Source organism: Azospirillum sp. A26 (genome assembly GCF_042604635.1).
GTDB classification, from domain to species: Bacteria; Pseudomonadota; Alphaproteobacteria; order Azospirillales; family Azospirillaceae; genus Azospirillum; species Azospirillum palustre.
Window position 1 is genome coordinate 630,735 of sequence record NZ_CP170476.1, and the last position, 17,951, is coordinate 648,685.

Genomic DNA, 17,951 nt, shown 5'->3' on the forward strand with positions numbered 1-17,951 from the left:
TTCATTGATGGTGTGTGATGCTGTTAACGAGTTAAACATTAACATGTTAAACAGTCAAGCGCGTTGTGCGTGGCTTGGGCGCGCCGCCGTCTTGGAAGGTCAGTCCATTGCCGGGTAAAGGCCGCGGGTGCCCGCCATCAGCCGGGTCAGGCCGAGAAGGGCGTCGAGGTTGGGGGTCGGCTGTCCCAGCCGCCCGGCGATCTCCTTCACCGCCCCCAGCAGCGCGTCGATCTCCAGCGGCTTGCCGGCTTCGGCATCTTGGAGCATCGACGTCTTGAAGGCGCCGAGCCGGCGGGTCACCGCGTTGCGGTCCTCGCCGCTCTGCTCGATGGGGCAACCGATGAGGCGGCCCAGCTCGGCGGCCTCCGCCATCACCGACAGGCAGAAGCCGCCGACCAGCGGATCGTCGAGAATCCGGTCGCAGGTGGCGCCGGTCAGCGCCGACACCGAATTCATCGTCATGTTGCCCCACAGCTTGTACCAGATCTCGGTCTGGATCCGCGGGGAGGACAGGATCTCGAACCCCGCCGCGGTCAGGCAATCCGCCAGCCTGCCGAGGCGGGCCGACAGGCTGCCGTCCGGTTCGCCGACGATCAGCCGGTTGCCGAAGCCGTGGCGCACCAGACCCGGCTCGGCAACCGAGCAGGTGGCATGGACGACGCAGCCGATGACCGCCTCATCCGGGATGGCGGCGGCGATCCGCCGGCCGGGATCGACGCTGTCCAGCGGCATCCCGGCGAGCGGTCCGCCGAAGCGGTGGAAGAACCACCAGGGCACGCCGTTCATCGCCGGCAGAACCATGGTCTGCGGCCCGATCAGGGGCGTCAGCGACGGGGCGAGGCCGGGCAGCGACTGCCCTTTCACGGCGATGACGACGAGTTCCTGCGGCCCCAGCGCCGTCAGGTCATCGGAAACCCGGACGGACCCCGTGACCTCCCCGTCCGCGGTGGCAAGCCTCCAGGGACCGGCGTGGAGCGCGTCGGCGGTGGCGCCGCGTGCCAGGACCGACACGTCGCAGCCGGCCTGGGCCAGACGGATGCCGATGAGGCCGCCGATGGCGCCGGCCCCGATGATGCAGGTCTTCATCGACGTCCTGTCTCCACAGTCTATAAGGATGATCAGCGCCGCCGCAGCGTTTCCGACGGCGTCTCGCCATAGCGGCGGCGGTAGTCGCCGGCGAAGCGTCCGAAATTGCCGAAGCCCCAGCGCAGGGCGATGTCGGCCACGCCTCCGGTCCCGGTTCCTTGCAGCAGATCGTTCCGCGCGGCGGCCATGCGGATGTCCCGCAACTGCTGCATGGGGGATTGGTCGCGGAAATTGCGGAAGCCGGCGGTCAGGGTCCGGATGCTGACGCCGGCCGCCTCCGCGATCTCCGCCAGGGTCAGCGGCTCCCCGGCATTGGCGCGCATGAACTCCTCGGCCGCCCGGACATGGCGCGGGGCGGGGGTGGCCGGCGTGCCCGCCATCTGTTCCGCTCCGCTGTGCTCATGCCCGGTCAGCAGCATCAGCATCGCGGTCTCCTCCAGCTGTCTCCGCAGAAGGTCGGGCAGGGCCGGGGCCAGAGCCGTATCGGGGCCGGCGGAGGGTGCGGTGCAGGACAGCACCATCCGCATCACCGACTGCCAGCGGGCATGCATGGCGGTTTCCGGCCGGATGCAGGGCGCGAACTCCAGCGGGCGGGCGGGGGCCTTGCCGGTCAGCCGCTCATACAGCCCGTCCAGCGCTGCGATCCCGAGGCGGAGATGCAGCCGCTCGCTGTCGGCGCTGAAGCGCTTCCTCACCGGCGACCTCGCGGAATCGACGACCATCAATCCCGGTCCGCCGCTGAAGCTCTGCCCCTGCGTGTCGATCTCGGACCAGCCGCTGACCTGCGTCGTCACCAGGATGAAGCGGCCGGTCGGCACCTGCGACAGTTCCACCCCGGTGTTGAAGCGCAGCAGGGCCATGCTCCCCGACCAGCCGACCCGCAGCCGCATGCGGAAATCGCGCGGCGGCCCGATCACCCGCATCCGGTGCGGGGTGTAGTTGCGGAACAGACGCTCCGAGGCGCAGTCGGGGTCGCTGGTGACCCAGTCCCCCGTCTGGTCGCCGGCCTGGGAGGCCAGGGCCCGTTCCGCCTCCAGCCCCAGCAGCCGGGCATCGGTGGCCGACCGGCTCGTTTCGTCCAGACCGCATCCGTTCATTGTTCGCAAGCCCCTTTGTGGAGTACGCGAACGATAAAGCGATTAACATGTTAATTAGTCAAGTATCTTGGAATGGGGCCTTTGACGTCGTCCCGTCACGACCGATAGGACGGGTCGATGCGGTCGATGATGCGGGTGAGCGCTGCGAAGGCGTCCTCGCCGGCCCCGTATTTCGGATTGAAATTCAGGCTGTCGGCAACGCATTTCTCCAGCACCGCCACCGGGATCTGCCGCGCCCGGCCCATCGAATGGGTGGCCAACTGGATCTCGCAGGCACGGTTGACCAGCCACATCAGCGAGAAGGCCTGGGCCAGCGTGGATCCCACCACCACCGGGCCATGGTTGCGCAGCAGCAGGACCGGCTTGTCCCCGGCGCTGGCCAGGATGCGCCGTCCTTCGTCGAGATGGACGGTGATCCCCTCGAAATCATGGTAGGCGATCTTGCCGTAGAGCTGGGCGGCGTAGAAGTTGGTGAAGGCCAGCCCGTCCTCCAGGCAGCAGACCGCCTGCGTCTGGGTGGTGTGGACATGCATCACGCAATGGGCGTCCGGCAGGGTCGCATGGATGGCGCCGTGGAAGGTGAAGCCGGCCGGATTGATCGGCCAGTCCGAATGGCCGACGATGTTGCCCTCCACATCGACCTTCACGAGGTTGGAGGCGCGGACCTCCGAATAATGCAGGCCGAACGGGTTGATGAGGAAATGGCCGGGCTCATCCGGAACCCGGAGCGAGATGTGGTTGTAGATCAGCTCCGACCAGCCGAGATGGTCGAAGATGCGGTAGGCCGCGGCCAGCTTGACGCGGGCCTGCCATTCGGCCGGGCTGAAACGGGCGGGCTGTTCGAAATAGCGGGGGGCTGTGCTCATGTCCGGTCTCGCTGGTCCTGATGGGTGGTGCGCCGAAATCGGCAGGGCCGTCAGTGGGATGGTCAGTTTGGCCGCGGGGCCAGCTGACGGGCCGCGGCGGCGAGGGGGGCGGCGTCGATGCCCTTGGCCGACGCCTGGGCGATCCATTCGGCGGTGACCGGCTCCAGCTTCTTCAGCACCTCGTCATAGGCGCTGCCCGACAGCACGGTGACCGCCTGCCCCTGTGCCTTCACCCGGTCGCGCGTCGCGGTGATGGTGGCGTCCCAGGCCCGCCCGAAACGCTCGACGAGGACCATGCCGCTGTTCTTCTCAAGGATCGCCTTGAGGTCCGCGGGCATGGCGTCGAAGCTCTTCCTGTTCATCAGCAGGGCCAGGACGGTGGCGCCCAGGACGGGCTCGTCGGGCGAGGTTTCCAGATGGAAGCGGGTGACCTCGTCCAGCTTGGTCGGGCCGACGACCTCCCAAACCGCGGACGCGCCGTCGACCACACCCTTGGAGATCGCCTCGGTCATCTGGGCGGGCGGCATGGCGACGGGGGTGGCGCCAAGCTCCGTCAGGGTGCGGGCGATGGTGCGGTTCGGCGCGCGCAGCTTCAACCCGGCGAAATCGGCCGCCTTGGCGACCTGCTTGTTCGCGGTGTGAATGGTCATGCCGCCGTCGCCATGCAGGGCGAGCAGCTTGTAGGCGGTGTATTCGTCCTGGAGATGCGCCTGATAGAAGGTCCAGATCGCCCGCCCGCCCGCGAGGCCGCCGACCGGCAGCATGCCCGGAAGCTCCAGCACCTCGGTCTTGGGGAAGCGGCCGGTGGAATAGCCGGGGGCCGTCCACACGATGTCGGCCACGCCGTTGCGCGCCAGATCGACCAGCTGGGCCGCCGTGCCGCCCAGTTGCAGCGCGGGATAGAACTGGCAGCGGATGCGGCCGCCGAACTCCCGGCCGAGATCGTCGCACCACGGCTCGAGAACCTGCCTTTGCACCTGCGCCACGCCGGGCAGGAAATGCGCGATCTTCAGCGTCACGGTTTCGGCCGCATGGGTGCCGACCGACGCCATCAGTCCTGTTGCAAGTACGATTGCCGACGTGAGCGTGCGCAGAGTGCTCATCCCTAGACCTCCCGTTGACTTGGCTTTTCTGTCCGCCGGCGGTGTTCGCGGCGGTGTTCTCCAAGGGTAGGCGGGGCTGGCGTCCTGCTCTATCCGCGCCGGGCAGGCGCTGTCCGGAACGGGCGGAAGTTTTGCGATGGAACCGTGCGCGGCTGGCCCATGCTGCGGCGCCATTTCCGCTTTGGATTTCCCCTTTGGACGGTGCAAGGCGCTCTATTGCGGTTCCAGGCGGTTCCCGCCGCGGGCGGTGCCCGGTTCGATCCCGGGGATCTGCGCGATCCGCTCGGCAAGGAAATCGACCAGCAGCCGGACGCGCGCGATGCCCGCACGTTCCGGCACGATCAGCATGCTGAGCGGCACCGGGGGCGGTTCATAATCCGGTAGCACCCGCGCAAGCCGTCCGGCCGCGAGAAGGTCCTCGACCAGCCAGAGATGGGCGGGAGCGATGCCGCGTCCGGCCGCGAGCGCCTCGCGCACGGCAAGCCCATGATCCATCTGCAGCCGTCCGCCGAAGGGCAGTGCGTGGCGCTCCCCCCGCCCTTCGAGGATGAGGAGGTCGCTTCCGGCGATGTTCGACATCCGGATGCCTTCGTGCGTGCCCGAATCCCGCGGATGCGCCGGGACCCCGCTCCTTGCGAGATACTGTGGCGCCGCCACGAGCAGGCGCCTCGATTGGCCCAACGGCTTCAGCTTCAAGGAGCTGTCGGTGAGCGGTCCGAGACGAAGCGCAATGTCGATGCCGTCGCGGACGAGATCGATGCGCTCGTCGCTGAGGCTGAGATCGATGGCGATGTCCGGATACAGATCCTGGAACGCGAAGATCAGACGGCTGACATGCAGGACACCGAGCGCGGCCGTACAGGAGATGCGGATCGTGCCGGCCGGTGCGCCGCGGGTGCTGCGCGCCTCCTCGCTCGCCAGATCGACCAGCCGCAGGATCTGCACGCACTGTGCGTGGAACCGGCCGCCCTCGTCCGTCACCGTCACCCGCCGCGTCGTCCGGCTCAGCAGCGGCACGCCGACGGCCGTCTCCAGTTCCCGCAGATGGCGCGTCACCGTCGACTGGCCGACGCCCAGTTCAAGGGCGACCGCCGACAGGCTTCCCCGTTCGGCCACGCGGACGAAGGTGCGCATACGTTCGAGCGTGACGTCCAATTTATCTGTTTTCCGGCATAATCATATCCATTCCCACCATATACCGGATCGCCGCTCTCCATGATACCTGCTCACCGGTTGCATCACTCAGCCGGAGCCGGCCATGAAAATCCTCATTGTCTTCGCCCACCCCGAACCGCGTTCGCTCAGTGCGTCGCTGCGCGACGTCGCCATCCAGGACCTGGAAGCACAGGGCCATGAGGTGCAGCTGTCCAACCTGTACGACATGGGTTGGAAATCGGAGATCGACCGGGACGACTTCCCGACGCTGCCGGCCGGGGACCGGCTGAAGGTACCCGCCTCGTCCCGCGGCGCCTTCGATGCCGCGGCGCTGACCGCGGATGTCGGGGCCGAGATCGGGAAGCTGCGCTGGGCGGACACGCTGATCCTTCAGTTTCCGCTCTGGTGGTTCTCGATGCCGGCGATCCTCAAGGGCTGGGTCGACCGGGTCTATGCCAACGGCTTCGCCTATGGCGTCGGCGAGCACAGCGACCGGCGCTGGGGCGACCGCTATGGCGAAGGGGCCCTGGCCGGCAAGCGCGCCATGCTGATCGTAACCGCGGGCGGTTGGGAGGAGCATTATGCGCCGCGTGGGATCAACGGGCCGATGGACGATCTGCTGTTCCCGATCAACCACGGCATCCTCCACTATCCGGGCTACGAGGTGCTTCCGCCATTCGTGGTCTACCGTGCCGACCGCCTGGACGAGGCCGGCTTCGAACTGGTCGCGGAGCGGCTGCGCGGGCGGATGCGGACGCTCGCGACGACGACGCCACTCCCCTTCCGGCGTCAGAACGGTGGCGATTATCTGATCCCGGCCATGCAGCTCCGACCGGGTCTCGAGGAGCCGGGCACTGCCGGCTTCGCGCTCCACCTTTCGCGCGGCGGCGCGGACAAGATCGATTGAGGCAAGGGCGCAAGGCTGTCACGGGCGGCGCGGGTTTCGCGATACCCCGAATTTCTCGGGCCTACCTCCACGAGGGTGTGGTTTGTCCGGCACGCCCGCAACTACGCTGGAGAAGCACCGATGCCGGCGCCCACCTGCGGCCGGATTGCCCCGGATCCGAACCTGTTCCTTGTCCATCCGGCCGATGGCGCCTTGTTCCAGTCGACGCCCCAAGAACACGGGCCCAGAACCCGTGCGACGACCAAAAGAGCGATGCAATGGGAGGAATGATGAAGACCGGTCTGAACACCGCGCTTTTTCTGGCGGTTGCATGCCTGACGATGCCCGCCGGGGCCCAGGACTATCCGCAGCCGCCCGGCAACCTCGAGAAGTTGCAGCAATTCAAGACCACCGGCGACGTGACCGAAATTCCGGTCGTTCCGCAATCCGGTCCGAAGGCGGCGGCGATCGCCAAGACCCTGTCGCGGATCAAGCTGCCGCAGGGCTTCAAGATCGCGCTCTATGCCATCGTGCCCGACGCCCGCCACATGGCCGTCGGGCCGCAGGGCGTGGCTGTCTTCGTCGGGACGCGCAAGACCAAGGTCTATGCGGTCACCGATCGGGACAAGGACCGCGTCGCCGACGAAGTGAAGGTCTTCGCGCCGACGATCAATTTCTCGGTGCCGAACGGGGTCTGCTTCTCGAAGGACGGATTCCTGTTCGTCGTGGAGCAGAACCGGGTGCTCACCTTTCCCGCCGCCGAGTTCTTCTATGAGGGCGCCGACGTCGCCGCCTTCCAGGTGGCCAAGGGTGGCGAACTCATTCCGAAGGAGGAGGAAAGCTACAACCACACCGCCCGCGTGTGCCGGGTGGGTCCGGACGACAAGCTCTACATCGCGCTCGGGCAGCCCTTCAACGTGCCGGCATCCGACAAGCTCGACCTCTACAAAAAATGGGGGATCGGCGGCATCGTCCGCATGGACCGCGACGGAAAGAACCGCGAAGTCTATGCCTGGGGGGTGCGCAATTCCGTCGGCATGGACTTCAACCCCAAGGACAAGGCGCTCTGGTTCACGGACAACCAGGTGGACGGCATGGGCGACGATGTCCCGCCGGGCGAGTTGAACCGGGCGGAAAAGTCGGGCCTCAACTTCGGCTTCCCTTATTATGGCGGCGGCAAGATCCGCACCGTCGAATACAAGGATCAGCAGGCACCGGCAGACGCGGTGTCGCCGCAGGTCGAATACGACGCGCATGCGGCCGATCTCGGCATGACCTTCTACAGCGGCAGCCAGTTCCCGGCGAAGTACCGCGGCGGCATCTTCGCCGCCGAGCACGGGTCGTGGAACCGCACCAAGCCCATCGGGGCGCGGATCATGTTCACCTCGCTCAAGCCGGACGGCACCGCGGACAAGACCGAGGTCTTCGCCGAAGGCTGGCTCACCTCGGACGGCGAATATCTCGGGCGGCCGGTCGATGTGGCGGTGCTGGCCGACGGCTTGCTGCTGGTGTCGGACGATTTCGCAGGAGCCGTCTACCGGATCTCCTATGGACAGTGAGGGGCGATGCGGTCGGGCGGGAGGATGAGGATGCGATACCGGTGGAGCGTGCCGATCCTGCTGGGACTGGCCGTCTGTGCGGCCGGCGCCCATGCCGGGGATCCTGGGGCGGGAAGAAAGAAGGCCATCCAGTGCCAGACCTGCCACGGGTTGGACGGGCTCTCCAGGATTCCGGAAGCGCCCAATCTGGCCGGGCAACCGGAAATCTACCTCCGGAAGGCGCTCAGCGATTACAAGACGGGGGCCCGCAGGAACGAGATGATGTCGGTGGTCGCCCCGTCGTTGAGCGAGGCGGACATCGACGATCTCGCATCCTATTTCAGCTCCATCCGGATCGAGGTGACGCCGCCGTAACGCCGCAGGTGCCGGTGGAGCCCTTCCAGGATCAGGGCGACCGGTCGATGACCCCGCTCAGGTGAATGGCGAGTTCGACCGAGAAGCGGCGATCCGGGCTTTCGACATCGATGCCGAACAGCTCTTCGATGCGTGTCAGCCGATAGCGCAGGGTGGTGACGTGCACGCCGAGCTGATCGGAGCAGGCCTTGGTGCGGCACCCCGTCTTCAGATAGGCGGACAGCGTCTCCAGATAGGGCGTCCCGTGCTGGCGGTCGTACTCGATGAGGGCGCCGATGCTGTCGGCGACATAGCCGCGCACCTCGTGGGTGTTGGCGGCGGCCAGCAGCATGGGCAATGGGCCGAACTGCCGGGCATCGAGGACGCCGGGGCGGCCGAACTCTTCGGCGATCCGGATCATCCGCCAGGACCGGTCCCACGCCTCCGCATAGTCCGGCGGGGCCATGCAGCGGCTCGTCAGCACGACGAACGGCTCGGCACGCAGGATGTCGGCGACGGACCGCGCGATCTGCGCCATCAGCCGCTTGACCGGTCCGTGGCTCCGCTCGTCGACGGCGGGAATGAGGCAGACCAGCCCGGCCGGAACGGTGACGAGCGTGCCGGCGATCCCGTGCAGCGACAGAAGCCGCTGGACCGGGAGCTGGAGGTCGGCCGCCGCGCTCACCGCCCGCGGACTGCGGCCGGGCAGTCCGACCAGGATCATCTGGGCCGGCAGATCGAGGTTGAGGCCGAGCCGCAGCGCGCGCTGCCCGATGTCCAGCGGATCCCGCCACCGCCGCTCCACCAGCTCCAGGAACAGCTCGGTCACTGTCCGGTTCTCGTAGCGGAAGCGGATGACGTTGCGCAGCATCTGGATGCCGAGGGCGTGCTTGATGCCGTCGAGCAGGAGCTGATCGGCCTGGCCGTAAGGCTGCGGTCCCGGAAAGATCATCAGCACGCCGACCACCTCGCCGTCGGCGGTCAGCGGGTCGATGCGCGGCGCCGTGCGGATGCGCTTGCCGTTGACCTCCCAGAACAGGGTCGCCCCGGTGGCGGTGGGCCCGGTGGCAACGGGATGGTCGATGGCATCGCGCGCCGCCTTCATGATCGAGGGGCCGAGGTCGGCCGCAACCGCCGCCTGCCAGTCGGCGTCGCCGATGTCGCTGCCGCAGGGCGCCCGGTCGGCGGTGACGAGGTTGGCGGTGAAGTCGACGATGACGATGGAGTAGGGCAGCAGGTCGCGGATGCGGGGCAGCAGGGTGGCCATCGCCCCGTCCTCCAGCGCCTGGCGCAGCAGCGAGGTGTTCACTTCCAGCGCCCGTTGCAGGCGTTCGGCGGCCAGGGTCTCGGCACGCAGCCGGTGCTGGCGTTCCACCGCGATCTCGCCTAGCTGGACGATCATGCCGATGAAGGCCAAATCCTCCTCGCTCACCTCGACGATGCCGCGGGACACGACGCTCAGCACCAGCGGCCGGCCGCTGTCGTCGGTGCAGTTCATCGGCACGACCAGCACGCTGTGGTAATCGCGCTCGAAGGCCTCCCGGCGATAGCCGGGGAACTCCTCCGATACGCGGGCGTCGGGGATGAAGATCGGCTCGTTCCGCCGCAGGGCGACCAGGGACGGGCTGGTCGCCAGCTCCCAGCGGTCGGGCAGCGGGCGCTGGATCAGCGTCGGGTCGTGGCGGACGACGACCAGGGCGTAGCCATGCTCGACATCGACCGCCATGATCGACCCCATCGACCAGTTGGCATGGCGGCAGGCGGCCAGGACCAGGCGCTGGAGCACCGTCGCCAAATCCCCGCCCGAATTGATCAGGCTCGCCACCACGCGCAGCGACTGGATGCGCGACGTCTCGACCATGTTCCTCCGGCGAACGGATGGGCCCAGGCCCGGTTTCGACCAACTCTAACCCGATGACGGTACTCGGAAAAAGCGGAACGTCAGCGCCCGTCCGACGGCGGGGCACCCGGCGGCCCGAAATCGGCAGGCGGGGTGCCGGAGGACTCAACGGTCGTTCTGGGGCCGGAGATCGCCGCTCCCGTCAGGCTGTCGGGCGGCAGCGGGCGGAAGGCCGGCGGGCCGGGCGCCCGATCCCGCTCCCGCACGGCGCGGCGGATCAGGACGAAGGCGGCCAGCGCGGTGCAGCCGGCGGCGGCGTAGACGAACAGTCCCGACGGGCCGAGCCTGTCCATCAGCAGGGCGCCCGGCACCGGACCGACCATCGCCCCGGCGGCCCAAACCACCAGCAGGCCGCTGACCGTGGGGACAATGCGGCCTGGCGGCACCACGTCGCAGGCATGGGCGACGCACAGGGCGTAGATGCACAAAACCTGACTGCCCCACAGCGCGAACCCCGTCCACACCAGCCAGGCCGGGCTGCCGGCCGGCAGCAGCGCCAGCCCGGCGGACAGGACGGCGCCGGCCGCGGCCACGGTGGCGATCACGACGCGGCGGTCCCGCCGGTCCGACAGCGCGCCGAGCGGCCATTGGGCGAGAAGGCTGCCGCCCTGGAGGGCGACGAGCAGGGCGGCGGCGGCCGGTTCGGACAGGTCGATGCGCAAGCCATACAGCGGGGCGAACGCGATCATCGTGCCGGTCACCACCCCGACCGCGAAGCAGCCGACCAGGGCCGACGGCGCCAGCCTGAACAGTCCGCGCAGGTCGAGCGAGACGGCGGTCGGCAGGGCCGGGCGGACCGGCCGGGTGACGGCGACCGGCAGGACCGACAGCAGGATCAGCAGGATCAGCAGCCGGAAGGGCTGGTCGCCGCCGGGATCGAGCAGGAGGGGGCCGGTCATCAGCGCCAGCTTGGTGGTGACCATGTAGACCGCCAGGATGCGCCCGCGGTTGCCGTCCTGCGCTCCGGAGCCGATCCACCCCTCGATCACCGTGAACAGCCCGGCGAAGCCGACGCCGGTCAGCGCGCGCAGCAGGACCCAGCCGACGCTGCCGCCGGCCAGCGGCAGGGCGAGCGCGAGGATCGCCATCAGCGCCGCCAGCCCGGCATAGGCGCGGACGAAGCCGAGCTTGCGGACGACCCTCGGCGCCGCCAGACAGCCGGTGGCGAAGCCGACGCCATAGGCGGACGCCACCATGCCGATGTCGGCCGCCGACAGGCCCTGCCCTGCATGCGCAGCGGCAGCAGGGCCTGGAGCAGCCCGTTGCCGGCCTGCATCAGGACGGCGGCGGCCATCACCGGCAGAAGCGGCGCCATCATCGATAGCCGCGCCCCCGCTCGACCCGGTTGGCCAGCGGCCGTCCGTCGCGGAAGGCCGCCAGGGTCGCCGCCACCTGTTCCACCGCCTGCGCCGGGTGGGTGGCGGCGGCGCTGTGGGGGGAGACGCGGATGCGCGGATGCCGCCAGAAGGGATGGCCGGCCGGCAGCGGCTCCTCGCTGAACACGTCCAGGCTGGCGCCGCCCAGCCGGCCGCAATCGAGGGCGTCGAGCAGGTCGGCCTCGACCAGATGGTCGCCGCGCCCGGCATTGACCAGCACGGCACCGGCCGGCAGGCGGGCGAACAGGCGCCGGTCCAGGATGCCGCGGGTGTCGGCGGTCAGCGGCAACAGGCAGACCAGCTGGTCGCACTGCGGCAGCATCGCCTCCAGCCCGTCGGGGCCGGCGAAGCACTCCACGCCGTCCAGCCGTTTCGGCGACCGGCTCCAGCCGAGGACGCGGTATCCCAGCGCCCCCAGGACGGCGGCGGCGGCCCGTCCCAGCTCCCCCAGCCCGAGCAGCCCGATGGTGACCTCGCGGGCCGGCCGGTAGGGCAGCCACCGCCAGACCCCCGCCGCCTGCGCGGCGTCGAACTCGTCGGAATGACGATGCCAGCGCAGCACTTGCAGGGCGACGAAGCCGGCCATGTCGTCGCTCAGGCTGTCCGCCACCATGCGGACGAGCGGCACGTCGGGAAGCGATGGGTCGGCCAGCAGCGTCTCGACCCCGGCGCCGAGCGACATCACCAGCCGCAGCTTGGCCAGTCCGGCGAAGATGCCGGGCGGCGGCTGCCACACCAGCGCCATGTCGATGTCGTCCGGGTCGCCGACCTCCGGCCAGACCCGCAGCGTCACCTCGGGAAGGCGGCGGTGCAGGGCCTCCCGCCACAGGCCGGCATTGTCGATGCCCGAGCAGAACAGCAGCGTCATCGGGCTGCGTTGCAGCGGCATGTCGGTATAGCCTCGATCCATTCGAAAAGCCGGTCGTGGGCGGGAGCGGGCGCGCTGGAGCCTCAACGGGCGACGGCCTTTTCCGCGTCCATCTCCTCCATGTCGAGGAAGCGGTCGCCGATGCGCGGATGGGCGCGGCTGCCGTCCGACGCGCCGATGGCGACCAGCAGCTCGTCGGGACCGGGGGAGTCGGGAACCTGGAAATTGGCGGTCAGGAAATGCGCTCGCTTGCCGGTTTCCGTCTTGTGGATCATCGGCAGGGCGAGCAGGGCGCCGGGAGCGTTGCGGGTGTTGGTGAAGCTGAGGAAGGTGGTGCCCTGCGCCGCTTCGCGGAACATGTTGCCGAAGCGCAGCGTGTGGATCAGGGCGGAGGCGTGCTCGATCTCGCCGTTGACGCCGACCGACGCGGCCTTGCCGTAGGCCTCGATGCGCGCGGCCGGCATCAGGGCGACCAGGCGCCGCGTCATCTCGGCCCCCAGCACCGGGGCCACCCGCAGGATCTCCGGCCGCAAATTCTCGACGAAGCCCTGGCCGGCCCAGGGGTTGCGCAGCACGGCGGCGACGACGACCGACGTGATCGGCCGTTCGGCCGGCTTGCCGCCTTCGACGATGGTCTCCTCGATGAAGGTGGAGATCTTGCGCAGTCCGATGTCCATCATGTCCTGTCCGATTCTCTGATGTCCGGTCCGGAGCCGGCCGGACCGGGGACGGCCGGCGGCTTCGGGGGGTGGAAACTGGGGAGCGTTGGATGTCGGGTCAGCTCGCCGCCCTGGCGCTGGCGACCCACTGCTCGAAGGTCGGCTTGTTGGTGGCAAGCCACTCCTGGGCGAGTGCGCGGATATGGCTTTCGCTGGCGCCCTTCTCGCTGATGCTGCGCTCCCAGGCGGCCCACATCTGCAGCGGGAAGCCGATGTTCTCGACGAGCGCCTTCACCGCCGGGTTGGCGGCGATGAAGTCCCGGTTGGCGACGGTGTTCCAGTTCCAGGAGGCCATGGCCATCCGGCAGGGATCGGCGCCGCCGGCGCAGCCCGACACGCCGCTGACCAGGGCCGTGCCCTTGTTAGGCACCGACGGGGGCAGGGCGTCGAACGGGGTGGGCAGCCAGACCACGTCCTTGCCGGGGACCAGCGTGTTGGTGACCCAGGACGGGCTCCAGGCGTAGAAGAAGGCGGGCTTGCCGCGGCGGACGCGGGCGACCGCCTCCACCATCAGCGGCTCGTACTTGCCGCGCACCGAGGTCACCGTGTCCTTCAGGCCGAACTTGTCGAGCTGGAAGTCGACCACGTCGCCGCAGCTCCAGCCGGGATCGCAGTTGACCGAATCCGCCTTGCCGCCCTTGCCGAACAGCGCGGCGATCTTCGGATCCTTCATCTGCTCCAGCGAGGTGATGTGGTGGGCGTCGGCCGTCTTCTTGTCGATCAGATAGCCGTTGACCCCGCCCTCCTTGATCAGGCCGCCGCCGACGATGGTCGCCTGCTGCTCCACCTTGCGGAAGGCGGGCTTGCGCTGCGGGAAGTTGATGTCGGTGGCGATGTCGAGGTCGCCCTGCGCCGCCGCCTGGAAGAACAGGGTCGTGCTCAGCGTGCTGAGCTTGACCGAATAGCCGAGTTCCTTGAAGGCGGCGGTGACGATCTGGGCGGTGACGTAGTTGGCGCCGAGGCTGTCCGACTGGGCGTAGCGGATGGTCTTGCCCTTGCCGGGCTGGTCGGCGGCCAGGGACGGCTGGACGCAGGCCGCGGCGAGGAAGGTGGCGACGGAGAGGGACTTGGCGACCGACTTTGTGAAGAAGGGCATGGCGGTTTCCTCGAACGGGGTCGGGACGGGATTGGGGTGGAGCGGGGCTTGCGGTCTGGGATCCGGATCACTGGTCCGGACTGGAGATCGCCGGCTTGGAGGTGGCCGGGCCGGCGGCGGCCTTGCCGTCGGCCGGACGGCCGGAGCGGACGAGGGCGCGCAGGCTGCGGAGCAGCGGGCGACCGCCGGGGCCGCCGGGCTGGGCCAGCTTCTGGGTGATGCGGTCGAGCATCATCGCCAGCAGGACGATGGCGATGCCGCCCACCGCGGCGCGGCCGACGTCGAGCCGCCCGAGGCCCTGGAGCACCACCAGCCCGAGACCTTCCGCCCCGATCATGGCGACGACGACCGACATCACCATCGCGGTCAGCACCGTCTGGTTCAGGCCGCCGAGGATGGTCGGCACGGCCAGCGGAAGCTGGACCTCCCACAGCAGCTGCCGCTTGGTGGCGCCGAAGGCGAGGCCGGCCTCGACCATCTCGGTCTCGACCATGCGGATGCCGAGGTTGGTGAAGCGGATCAGCGGCGGGGCCGCCGCCGTCACCACCGCCACCTCGCCCGGCACCGTGCCGACGCCGAACAGCATCACCACCGGCACCAGATACACGAAGGTCGGGGTGGTCTGCATGATGTCGAGGATCGGGCGGACCACGCCCCACATCCGGTCGCTGCGGGCGCAGCCGATGCCGATCGGGATGCCGATGGCCGCGCAGATGACGATGGCGGTGGTGATCAGCGACAGGGTGGTCATCGCCTCCGACCAGACCCCCAGCGCGGCGATGGCGACCAGGGCGACGGCGCTGAAGCAGGCGACCCCCAGGCTGGCCAGCCGCCAGGCCAGCAGCACCGCCACCGCCACGATGGCGAGGAAGGGGATCTCCTGAAGCAGGAAGATGTTGAGGTTCAGCACATACTCGACCGGCCATTTGATGGCGAGGAAGAGCGGGCGAAGGTTCAGCGCGATCCACGCGACGCCGTCCTGGATCCAGGCGTCGACCGGGAAGACGTTGAGGTCGTTTGCGTCAAGCATGCAGGCCTCCCGCTGGGTGAGGAGGGGCGGAGGCGATGCCCGCCAGGATGCGGTCGGCGGCGAGCGTGCCGGTCAGCCGGCCCTCCTCGTCGACCACCGCCATCGGCCGTCCGGCCCGGTGGGCGCGGGCGGCGTCGAGAAGGCTGTCGCACTCGCGCACCGTGACGAAGTCCTTGCGCAGAGTGCCGAGGCTGTTATTCCCGAGGCCGGCGGTGTCGCGCAGGCCCCGCAGCGTGTCGGCGTCGAGCGCGCCGACGACATGGCCGCCGTCGTCGAGCACCAGCCCGCCGCCGTCGCCGGTCTCGGCGAGGCACAGGCCGGCGGCCAGCGGGACGGGCTGCACCGGGGTCATCGCCCAGCGGGCGTCGAACAGGCGCGAGCGGTCGACCTCGCGGGTGAAGGCGGCGACATAATCGCTGCCCGGCTCCAGCACAATCGACTGGGGGGTGCCTTCGCGGACCAGCTCGCCGTCGGCCATGATGGCGATCCGCGTGCCGAGCTTCAGCGCCTCCTGGAAATCGTGGGTGATGAACAGGATGGTCTTCTTCAGCGTGCGCTGGAGGCGCAGAAGCTCGTCCTGCATCTCGGTGCGGATCAGCGGGTCGAGCGCGCTGAACGCCTCGTCCATGATCAGCACGTCGGCATCGGTGGCGAGCGCGCGGGCCAATCCGACCCGCTGGCGCATGCCGCCGCTCAGCTCGTGGGGGTAATGGTTGCCCCAGCGCGCCAGCCCGACAATCGACAGAACCTCCTCCGCCCGGCGCCGCCGGGCCTGGGGGGAGACCCCCTGGAGCTTCAGCCCGAACTCGGTGTTCTCGGCGACGGTGCGGTTGGGCAGCAGGGCGAAATGCTGGAACACCATGGAGATGCGCTTGCGGCGGATGTCGCGCAGCTCCGCCTCGCCGGCGGCGACGATGTCGCGGCCGTCCAGCAGGATGCGGCCGGCGCTCGGTTCGTTCAGCCGGTTGATGCAGCGCGCCAGGGTGGATTTGCCCGATCCCGACAGCCCCATCACCATATAGATGGCGCCGCTCGGAACCGACAATGAAACGTCGTTCAACCCTACAACCATTCCGGTTTTTGCCAGAACATCGGCTTTTTTTGCACCTGCGGCCAACATCCGCAGGGCCGGATCGGGAGATTTGGAGAAAACTTTATAGAGATTCTCTACCCTCAGTCGTTCTGTCACAACCGTCTCCCATCGTTGTGTTCGGTGGGCTTTCCCTGTCTTTAAGATTTTTACTTGTGCCCATTAGGAAGACTTGCGCGTCTTCCTGTCTTCCTACGAAACAAAGGAAAAGCGGCCCTATCGTTCCTGCGAATCGGAGCATGACGCTGCCGGTTCGTTATTTCAGGGGCGAGAAGGCGGTCGGCAGCAGGATGCGGTTTTCCGCCGTCTCGATCAGCGCCGCCAGCTTCGGGATGAAGGCCTGCCAGCGCGCATCCTCGGAGAGCTGCTGGCGGCGGGCGGTGCGGTCCTCGAAATCGGCATAGCCCCACATGTGGACGACATGGTTGAGCGGGCCGATCTCGCTGACGAAGTAGCCGATCAGATTGCCGAGGATCGGTTGCTGGATCGCCAGCCCTTCGCTCTGCACCAGCGCCAGATACTCGCGCAGCTTGCCCGAACGGATGCGGTAGATGCGTTCCTCGACGATCATGGCGTGCCTCCCGTGCCGTCTTCGGCGATCTCCTGGCGGATTTTGCGGGCGATGCGGAAGCACTCAACGCCGGCGGGAATGCCGCAATAGACCGCGATCTGGATCAGCGCCGCCTGCAACTCGGCATCGGACAGGCCGTTGCGGATGGCGCCGCGCAGGTGCAGTTCGAACTCGTGCATGCGGCCCAGCGCCGCGATCATGCCGAGGTTGAGCAGGCTGCGCTGGCGGCGGTCGAGCGCGTCGTCGGCCCAGCACTGCCCCCAGCAATATTCGTTGACCATCTGCTGGAAGGGCCGGGAGAAATCGTCGGCCGCCGCCATCGCGCGGTCGACATAGGCGTCGCCGAGCACGTCGCGCCGGACGCGTTCACCCGCCCGTTGCAGGGGTTCATCCATGGCTTGCGCCCTCCTTCGGCTGCTCGGCGGACGTCAGGAAGCGCCCCATCAGCCCCGCCACCGCGTCCGGCGCCTCGATCAGGATCGAATGGCGCAGGCCCGGCAGGATGTGCAGAGCAGAACCGGGGATGCTGTCGTGCATGGTGTGCGCCATGCGCGGGTTGGAGCCGATGTCCTCCTCCCCGGTGGCGATCAGGGTCGGGCAGCGGATCTGGTCGAGAAAGCCGCCGAAATCGGTTTCCGCCAGGACGCGGTAGGCGGCGGCGTAGCAGTCGGGGTCGTTCCCGGCGTTGCGTTCGCGTAAGGTCCGGATCAGCTCCGGGTTCCGCTCCTGGAAGTCCTCGGTCAGCCAGCGCGACAGCGAGGCGTCGTAGTGCGCGCCCGGCTGCCCGGCCTGCAAGGCCGCCAGACGGTCGAGCACCCGCCGGCGCTCCTCCGGGTTGCGGCCGGCGACGGTGGACAGCAGAACCAGCCGTTTGACGCGCTCCGGATGGGTCAGGGTCAGGCGCTGGGCGATCAGCCCGCCGAGCGAGAATCCCGCCAGATTGAAGCGGCCAAATCCCACATGGTCGGCCAGCGCCAGCGTCTCGCCGACGAAATCGTCGATCTCGTAGCGGCCCTTGATCCTGGTAGAGCTGCCATGGCCGCGCAGGTCGAAGGTCAGGATGGTGAAGCGGTCGGCAAGCCACTCCGCCACGCCGCTCCAGGCCTCCAGATAGGAGCCGACGCCATGGATGCAGACCAGCGGTTCCGGTCCCCGGCCGTCGAGCCGGTAGTTCAGCGTCACCGGCCCGACCGTGAAGTGACGGGAGTCGGCCATG

General features: G+C 68.6%; 18 protein-coding genes. 3 read left to right on the forward strand and 15 right to left on the reverse strand.

Annotated features, from left to right (window positions below; all coding sequences use genetic code 11):
* Positions 1-99 precede the first annotated feature (99 nt).
* The 5 genes from ABNQ39_RS33815 to ABNQ39_RS33835 form a co-directional block, all read right to left on the reverse strand.
* On the reverse strand, positions 100-1,086 hold the full coding sequence (locus ABNQ39_RS33815; protein WP_376966766.1) for a 2-dehydropantoate 2-reductase: 987 nt from the start codon (positions 1,084-1,086) through the stop codon (positions 100-102).
* Positions 1,087-1,118: 32 nt separating this feature from the next.
* Positions 1,119-2,183: a helix-turn-helix transcriptional regulator gene (locus ABNQ39_RS33820; protein ID WP_376966768.1), complete on the reverse strand. Its 1,065-nt coding sequence runs from the start codon at positions 2,181-2,183 to the stop codon at positions 1,119-1,121.
* A gap of 95 nt (positions 2,184-2,278) precedes the next feature.
* Positions 2,279-3,049: a class II aldolase/adducin family protein gene (locus ABNQ39_RS33825; protein ID WP_376966770.1), complete on the reverse strand. Its 771-nt coding sequence runs from the start codon at positions 3,047-3,049 to the stop codon at positions 2,279-2,281.
* Positions 3,050-3,111: 62 nt separating this feature from the next.
* The gene (locus ABNQ39_RS33830; RefSeq protein ID WP_376966772.1) at positions 3,112-4,152 is read right to left on the reverse strand and encodes a TRAP transporter substrate-binding protein; all 1,041 of its coding nucleotides are present in this window, start codon (positions 4,150-4,152) and stop codon (positions 3,112-3,114) included.
* Positions 4,153-4,365: 213 nt separating this feature from the next.
* Positions 4,366-5,307: a LysR family transcriptional regulator gene (locus tag ABNQ39_RS33835; RefSeq protein ID WP_428846425.1), complete on the reverse strand. Its 942-nt coding sequence runs from the start codon at positions 5,305-5,307 to the stop codon at positions 4,366-4,368.
* A 103-nt stretch (positions 5,308-5,410) separates the two neighbouring features.
* Here ABNQ39_RS33835 and ABNQ39_RS33840 point away from each other — a divergent pair, with 103 nt between their 5' ends.
* The 3 genes from ABNQ39_RS33840 to ABNQ39_RS33850 all read left to right on the forward strand — a co-directional run bounded on the left by ABNQ39_RS33840 (position 5,411) and on the right by ABNQ39_RS33850 (position 8,106).
* Positions 5,411-6,214, forward strand: coding sequence for an NAD(P)H-dependent oxidoreductase (locus tag ABNQ39_RS33840; protein ID WP_376966774.1), 804 nt, complete (start codon positions 5,411-5,413; stop codon positions 6,212-6,214).
* Positions 6,215-6,480: 266 nt separating this feature from the next.
* Positions 6,481-7,752, forward strand: coding sequence for a PQQ-dependent sugar dehydrogenase (locus tag ABNQ39_RS33845; RefSeq protein WP_376966776.1), 1,272 nt, complete (start codon positions 6,481-6,483; stop codon positions 7,750-7,752).
* A gap of 30 nt (positions 7,753-7,782) precedes the next feature.
* Positions 7,783-8,106: a c-type cytochrome gene (locus tag ABNQ39_RS33850; RefSeq protein WP_376966778.1), complete on the forward strand. Its 324-nt coding sequence runs from the start codon at positions 7,783-7,785 to the stop codon at positions 8,104-8,106.
* 31 nt (positions 8,107-8,137) lie between these two features.
* On the opposite strand, the gene ABNQ39_RS33855 is transcribed toward ABNQ39_RS33850, so the two are convergent.
* The 10 genes from ABNQ39_RS33855 to ABNQ39_RS33900 all read right to left on the reverse strand — a co-directional run bounded on the left by ABNQ39_RS33855 (position 8,138) and on the right by ABNQ39_RS33900 (position 17,950).
* Positions 8,138-9,946: a helix-turn-helix domain-containing protein gene (locus tag ABNQ39_RS33855; RefSeq protein ID WP_376966780.1), complete on the reverse strand. Its 1,809-nt coding sequence runs from the start codon at positions 9,944-9,946 to the stop codon at positions 8,138-8,140.
* Between the two features lie 80 nt (positions 9,947-10,026).
* Positions 10,027-11,307 carry an MFS transporter gene (locus tag ABNQ39_RS33860; protein WP_376967182.1) on the reverse strand — a complete coding sequence of 427 codons (1,281 nt, stop codon included), beginning with the start codon at positions 11,305-11,307 and terminating at the stop codon, positions 10,027-10,029.
* Positions 11,300-12,250, reverse strand: a complete 951-nt coding sequence (locus tag ABNQ39_RS33865) for a 2-hydroxyacid dehydrogenase (RefSeq protein ID WP_376967184.1) — start codon at positions 12,248-12,250, stop codon at positions 11,300-11,302. The genes ABNQ39_RS33860 and ABNQ39_RS33865 overlap by 8 nt, the downstream gene beginning before the upstream one ends.
* Positions 12,251-12,312: 62 nt before the next feature.
* Positions 12,313-12,909, reverse strand: coding sequence for an amino acid synthesis family protein (locus ABNQ39_RS33870; protein ID WP_428846426.1), 597 nt, complete (start codon positions 12,907-12,909; stop codon positions 12,313-12,315).
* Between the two features lie 97 nt (positions 12,910-13,006).
* Complete coding sequence (gene proX, locus ABNQ39_RS33875) at positions 13,007-14,044, reverse strand: glycine betaine/L-proline ABC transporter substrate-binding protein ProX (protein ID WP_376966782.1); 1,038 nt, start codon at positions 14,042-14,044, stop codon at positions 13,007-13,009.
* A gap of 67 nt (positions 14,045-14,111) precedes the next feature.
* On the reverse strand, positions 14,112-15,074 hold the full coding sequence (locus tag ABNQ39_RS33880) for an ABC transporter permease (RefSeq protein ID WP_376966784.1): 963 nt from the start codon (positions 15,072-15,074) through the stop codon (positions 14,112-14,114).
* Complete coding sequence (locus ABNQ39_RS33885; RefSeq protein WP_376966786.1) at positions 15,067-16,263, reverse strand: quaternary amine ABC transporter ATP-binding protein; 1,197 nt, start codon at positions 16,261-16,263, stop codon at positions 15,067-15,069. The genes ABNQ39_RS33880 and ABNQ39_RS33885 overlap by 8 nt, the downstream gene beginning before the upstream one ends.
* Before the next feature lie 157 nt (positions 16,264-16,420).
* Complete coding sequence (locus ABNQ39_RS33890; RefSeq protein WP_376966788.1) at positions 16,421-16,735, reverse strand: NIPSNAP family protein; 315 nt, start codon at positions 16,733-16,735, stop codon at positions 16,421-16,423.
* Positions 16,732-17,130 carry a carboxymuconolactone decarboxylase family protein gene (locus ABNQ39_RS33895; RefSeq protein ID WP_109448911.1) on the reverse strand — a complete coding sequence of 133 codons (399 nt, stop codon included), beginning with the start codon at positions 17,128-17,130 and terminating at the stop codon, positions 16,732-16,734. The genes ABNQ39_RS33890 and ABNQ39_RS33895 overlap by 4 nt, the downstream gene beginning before the upstream one ends.
* Positions 17,123-17,950 (reverse strand): alpha/beta fold hydrolase, encoded by an 828-nt coding sequence (locus ABNQ39_RS33900; protein ID WP_376966790.1) that lies wholly within the window; start codon positions 17,948-17,950, stop codon positions 17,123-17,125. Before ABNQ39_RS33900 ends, ABNQ39_RS33895 begins: the two co-directional genes overlap by 8 nt.
* Position 17,951 lies beyond the last annotated feature (1 nt).

Bases quoted from the DNA above. Each gene is read 5' to 3' on its own strand.
- ABNQ39_RS33840 (WP_376966774.1), top strand. From the start codon at position 5,411: ATGAAAATCCTCATTGTCTTCGCCCACCCCGAACCGCGTTCGCTCAGT.
- ABNQ39_RS33900 (WP_376966790.1), bottom strand. From the start codon at position 17,950: ATGGCCGACTCCCGTCACTTCACGGTCGGGCCGGTGACGCTGAACTAC.
- ABNQ39_RS33815 (WP_376966766.1), bottom strand. From the start codon at position 1,086: ATGAAGACCTGCATCATCGGGGCCGGCGCCATCGGCGGCCTCATCGGC.
- ABNQ39_RS33880 (WP_376966784.1), bottom strand. From the start codon at position 15,074: ATGCTTGACGCAAACGACCTCAACGTCTTCCCGGTCGACGCCTGGATC.
- ABNQ39_RS33855 (WP_376966780.1), bottom strand. From the start codon at position 9,946: ATGGTCGAGACGTCGCGCATCCAGTCGCTGCGCGTGGTGGCGAGCCTG.
- ABNQ39_RS33825 (WP_376966770.1), bottom strand. From the start codon at position 3,049: ATGAGCACAGCCCCCCGCTATTTCGAACAGCCCGCCCGTTTCAGCCCG.
- ABNQ39_RS33865 (WP_376967184.1), bottom strand. From the start codon at position 12,250: ATGCCGCTGCAACGCAGCCCGATGACGCTGCTGTTCTGCTCGGGCATC.
- ABNQ39_RS33870 (WP_428846426.1), bottom strand. From the start codon at position 12,909: ATGATGGACATCGGACTGCGCAAGATCTCCACCTTCATCGAGGAGACC.
- ABNQ39_RS33895 (WP_109448911.1), bottom strand. From the start codon at position 17,130: ATGGATGAACCCCTGCAACGGGCGGGTGAACGCGTCCGGCGCGACGTG.
- ABNQ39_RS33820 (WP_376966768.1), bottom strand. From the start codon at position 2,183: ATGAACGGATGCGGTCTGGACGAAACGAGCCGGTCGGCCACCGATGCC.
- ABNQ39_RS33890 (WP_376966788.1), bottom strand. From the start codon at position 16,735: ATGATCGTCGAGGAACGCATCTACCGCATCCGTTCGGGCAAGCTGCGC.
- ABNQ39_RS33845 (WP_376966776.1), top strand. From the start codon at position 6,481: ATGATGAAGACCGGTCTGAACACCGCGCTTTTTCTGGCGGTTGCATGC.
- proX (WP_376966782.1), bottom strand. From the start codon at position 14,044: ATGCCCTTCTTCACAAAGTCGGTCGCCAAGTCCCTCTCCGTCGCCACC.
- ABNQ39_RS33830 (WP_376966772.1), bottom strand. From the start codon at position 4,152: ATGAGCACTCTGCGCACGCTCACGTCGGCAATCGTACTTGCAACAGGA.
- ABNQ39_RS33850 (WP_376966778.1), top strand. From the start codon at position 7,783: ATGCGATACCGGTGGAGCGTGCCGATCCTGCTGGGACTGGCCGTCTGT.